This window comes from Metabacillus sp. 22489 (assembly GCF_052044855.1).
GTDB lineage: Bacteria > Bacillota > Bacilli > Bacillales > Bacillaceae > Metabacillus > Metabacillus niabensis.
In genome coordinates this window covers 1-4,879 of the sequence record NZ_JBQENT010000093.1, presented here as the reverse complement: position 1 = coordinate 4,879, position 4,879 = coordinate 1, and the positions used below count along the sequence as shown (strand labels likewise).

Sequence of the window (4,879 nt, the reverse complement as noted above, 5' to 3'; positions counted from 1 at the left end):
GCACATATCTCCACTCTATACTTGTTTCTCGACAACTCAAGTATATAAGAATGGGTGATATTGTGCTCTTTTTTTCTTCAAATTGTTTTAAAACCCCAACATTTATTATAGAACCAAAATAAAAAAACCTCCATTTAGGAAGTTTGATTACAATACTATAAACGCTTTCTTACAACGTGAAAGCTGAAATGATCTGCTCTAAAATAATTTAAAGAATAAAGGACAGGGCGATCTTGACTATCATAATGAATTTGTTTTAATAAAAGTAAAGAAGTTTCCGGATCACATTCTAATATTTGAGATATTTTTTCATGGTATCCGATTGGTTCAATATGTGTAACCGCATAAGTAATATAGATTGATGCTTTATCCTCTAGTAGTATAAATAATGAATCTTGCTTATGATCAAAGCTTTCTGGCAATAGATGAGTAGGAATTTTATCTAAACAATAAACTACAGGCTCACAATTTGATGTACGGACTCTTTCAAGTAAAAAAATCTCATCCTCTTTACTGCATTTAAATCTTTTTACATCATCCTCTGTAGCTCCTGTAATCGAAGATGAAAGGAAGACAGTTCCAGGTGTTAAATTTGCATTTTTTATCATGTCTGTCACACTATTTAATTGCTCAATACCTGAAGAAAAACGTGGCTTCACATTCACGAAAGTTCCAACTCCATGCCTTCTAATAATCACATTTTCCTCTTCAAGGATTCTTAAAGCTTCTCTTAAAGTTGCTCTACTAACACCTAAATCCTTTGACAATTCAAATTCTGACGGAAGCTTCTCTTTTTCCTTATAAATCCCCTTTTCGATATCTTCTTTAATTTTATCAATAACCCGTAAATACAGGTGTCGATTATCAGCTTTTATACTCATAAGTCCGCCTCCACTATGTCATAAATAAAAAGAGATCAGACATCTGATGTAATACACCAACTCTAATCGAAAATACTATATCATGTTTTGAACTAGAAATAAATAAAAATCGGTAATTTTTGTCGAAAGTAGTAGAAAAATTTTAAATTGTTGAATAATTCTTATCCACTTTTATCGTTTATTAAAGAATTAATATAATATATGAAAAAGCTAGACATTTATTTCGATTTGTTGTCTAGCTTTTTCACTTTCTATCTTATGAAGTTAATTCATCATGGCTCTCTTTAGAAAGCAAAACTTCTCTAGGCTTACTTCCTTCGTATGGACCAACTACTCCTCTTTCTTCCATTGCATCAATTAATCGTGCTGCTCTCGTGTAACCAATTCTAAATCTCCTTTGTAATAACGAAACAGATGCTGTTTGCATATCAACTACTAATTGTACTGCTTCTTCATATAAATCATCTTGGACTTCACTTGGAGCTTCAACAGTTTCAGTAGGAATCATATCCTCTTGATATTGTGCTTTTTGCTGAGCAATAACAAAATCAACAGTCTTTTCAACCTCTTCGTCAGATAAAAACGCACCTTGAACACGTACTGGCTTTGATGCCCCAACAGGTAAGAACAGCATGTCCCCTCTACCTAATAGCTTCTCGGCACCTCCCATATCAAGGATCGTTCGTGAATCTGTTTGAGAAGATACACTAAATGCAATTCTTGAAGGGATATTTGCTTTGATAACTCCAGTAATGACATCCACAGATGGTCGCTGTGTGGCAATAATTAAGTGTATACCAGCGGCACGAGCCATCTGTGATAAACGAGTAATCGAATCTTCAACATCAGATGAGGCAACCATCATCAAATCGGCTAGCTCATCAACGATTACAACAATATAAGGAAGCTCCGGCTGTTTTGTCTCTGATTCCAAATTATTTCTTCTGATAATTTCATTGTAGCCCTCTATATTTCTTGTACCAGTATGAGAAAAATGCTCATAACGACGTTCCATTTCATTTACTACCTTTTTCAATGCTTGTGATGCCTTTTTTGGATCTGTCACAACAGGTGCAAGTAAATGAGGCACACCATTATAAACTGTTAGCTCAACCATTTTCGGATCGATCATCATTAATTTTACTTCATGTGGTTTTGCTCTCATTAAAATACTTGTAATGATCCCATTAATACATACACTTTTCCCACTACCAGTTGAGCCGGCTACAAGCAAATGAGGCATTTTATTAAGCTCTGCTAAAACGGCATCACCTGAAATATCTCTTCCTAAGCCAATCAATAATTTTGCATCTGGTCTGTCATTTGCTTTTGATTCAAGTACTTCTCTTAGAGAGACCATTGCAACTTCTGAGTTCGGCACTTCAATCCCTACTGCAGATTTACCAGGAATCGGTGCTTCGATTCGAATATCTTTTGCAGCGAGGGCCAATGCTAAATCATCACTTAAGTTCACAATTTTACTAACCTTCACACCTACATCAGGATAAACTTCATACTTCGTAACTGCTGGTCCTAAGTGTACCTGTGTTACCTTTGCCTTTACCCCAAAGCTTTGGAATGTTTTTTCTAGCTTCCGTGCATTCTCATAGATGTTTTTCTTATCTGCCTGTTGAGAATTATGTTTCGGAGCTTTCAAAAGGTCAATAGGTGGAAGCTTATAATCTTTATTTTCTAATTCAACAAACGAAATCGGCGCAAGATCTTCTTGTTGAATTGGTTCATTACTTTCTAGACTTTCAGCTTGATGTTTTTTTACTTTAGGCTCCACTTTATCTGTATCCATTGTATGGATAATCATTTCTTCGGGTTTTGATTCAGGCTCTTCATGATCCGAAAAGCTTGAAATGATTGGTTTACTATTGTCTTCTTCAGCAAGATCATTTTTGTCACTATTATGTATTTCAAGCTCTTTTTTCTTATTTCTTTTTTCTTCATGCTTTTGCTTAATTGCTGAAGGTAGACTTTTCATATCATCCTTAAATCCAATTGCTTGTCTTTTCATAAATGCACCAATCGGCGATAACAATTTAGCCAATGTTGCTTTAAGAGAGCGACCAGTAATTAAAATAACACCAATAACGATTAAAACGATCGCAATAATTTGCGAGCCTGCTTCGGCAAATAAGTAATAAGATGCAGCAAAGAAAATTGCCCCAAGCATCCCGCCACCTAAATCAACAGTAATCGATTCACCTCTGACATCCATCCAAAATAATTCAAGCGTGTTTGCAATAACACTCGGTGTTGCAAATGTACCATTATGGGAAAGCATCTTAAACAACGTAACATGACTTAATAGTAAAATTGCAGCAGTTATACAGTGTACCCCGATCATTTGTCTACTTAATAATGACGGGATTTGTCTCTTCCAAATTAAATAAAAGGCAAATAAAAGAACTTCAATAAGGAATAACATATACCATTCGCCACTAAAAAAACGAAATAAGTGGACAAAAGTCATTCCAACAAAGCCTAGCTTTGAGATTGAAATGAGAGCAATTGCAAGAATGATTAAGCCTGTAAGCTCAAATTTCAGCGTTCTTTTCCATTCATCCTTTGATTTTCTAGTTTTTCTTTTTTGTTTAGCCATTTCTACCACCTATGTATAAAAAATATACGACAATTCCTTTATTTGTCATAAAGAAGGCAGCCGAAACTGGCTGCCTTATGCTTGTCTTTCCATTATATCATAATAATCATTGTATTAAGAATGAGACATGATAATTTTTTGTCCAGGAGTATATTGTTGATCTAAAAAATATTTAGGATCACTACTAAGAATTCGAACAATTTCATATTCTGCTGTTCCCGTACCTTGAACTAAAAGCTGGACTCCATCTTTTTCAATGATTGTTTGCTTTTTATACTCGTCCTCATGTGTTGGGAACATTAATTCTTCAGGCATCATCGTATAGTAAATCATTGTAACACCCGCTTTGCTTGATTTTTTTCAAGCATACTGTTTAATTTTTGAATCGCTTGGCCTACCCCACCAACTTCATCAATTAACCCATATTCTACTGCATCTTTCCCAACGACATTCGTCCCGATATCCCTTGTTAAGTTTCCTTTTGAAAACATAAGCTCTTTAAACTTTTCTTCGGTAATATTTGAATGTCCGGTTACGAAATTAACAACGCGGTCTTGCATCTTATCTAAATATTCAAAGGTTTGCGGTACCCCAATAACTAGTCCCGTTAACCGTACAGGATGAATTGTCATTGTTGCTGTTTCGACAATAAATGAATGATCACAGGAAACCGCAATTGGTACTCCAATTGAGTGACCTCCACCTAATACAATGGACACTGTTGGCTTTGAAATCGAAGCTAGCATCTCTGCAATCGCTAATCCCGCCTCAACATCACCACCAACAGTATTTAATATCACTAATAAGCCTTCTATCTTTGGGTTTTGTTCAATTGCAACAATTTGCGGGATAACATGTTCATATTTAGTTGTTTTATTTTGTGGTGGTAATTGAATATGTCCTTCAATTTGTCCAACAATTGTTAAACAGTGAATTTTTGAATCTTGACCCATTTGTGGGACATTCGTTTGTCCTAGCTGTTGTATTTTTTCTACAATCGAGCTTTCTTTTCCTTCTTGTTTCTCTTCTCCTTCATTTTGCTCATTCCCCTGTATGTATTGTCCACGATTTGTCATGAAGTTCACCCTTTCTCTTAACTTTCTCTTTGTAGTATGAGCAACATGAAAATTTTCATGCGATGAAATAGTGTGAGATTTAACCGTTTCCTAATTCTACCCTTTTTCAAATCTCTACTCTTTCTAAAAGACTGTTCTAAAACCCTCTGAAATAAAGATGTCTTTTCAGCTCTACCAGGATTTTTTGGACATATAAGAAAAACCGGGCATAGCCCGGTCCTTTTCATGGTTAGAGAATATCCGATAATTTGTACTCTATGCCATGTACCCCTTTATAATACTCAGGATACATTTCACCCCCACATTTTTCA

The 4,879-nt window shown here is 35.2% G+C and carries 4 protein-coding genes; all 4 read right to left on the bottom strand.

Annotated elements, in window-relative coordinates; all coding sequences use genetic code 11:
• Positions 1-155: 155 nt before the first annotated feature.
• Complete coding sequence (locus ACTJJ9_RS25985; protein WP_145580955.1) at positions 156-881, bottom strand: GntR family transcriptional regulator; 726 nt, start codon at positions 879-881, stop codon at positions 156-158.
• Positions 882-1,137: 256 nt separating this feature from the next.
• On the bottom strand, positions 1,138-3,492 hold the full coding sequence (locus ACTJJ9_RS25980) for a DNA translocase FtsK (protein WP_145580954.1): 2,355 nt from the start codon (positions 3,490-3,492) through the stop codon (positions 1,138-1,140).
• A gap of 114 nt (positions 3,493-3,606) precedes the next feature.
• Positions 3,607-3,825 (bottom strand): YlzJ-like family protein, encoded by a 219-nt coding sequence (locus ACTJJ9_RS25975; RefSeq protein ID WP_095297695.1) that lies wholly within the window; start codon positions 3,823-3,825, stop codon positions 3,607-3,609.
• On the bottom strand, positions 3,822-4,568 hold the full coding sequence (locus ACTJJ9_RS25970; RefSeq protein WP_145580953.1) for a ClpP family protease: 747 nt from the start codon (positions 4,566-4,568) through the stop codon (positions 3,822-3,824). The genes ACTJJ9_RS25975 and ACTJJ9_RS25970 overlap by 4 nt, the downstream gene beginning before the upstream one ends.
• Positions 4,569-4,879 lie beyond the last annotated feature (311 nt).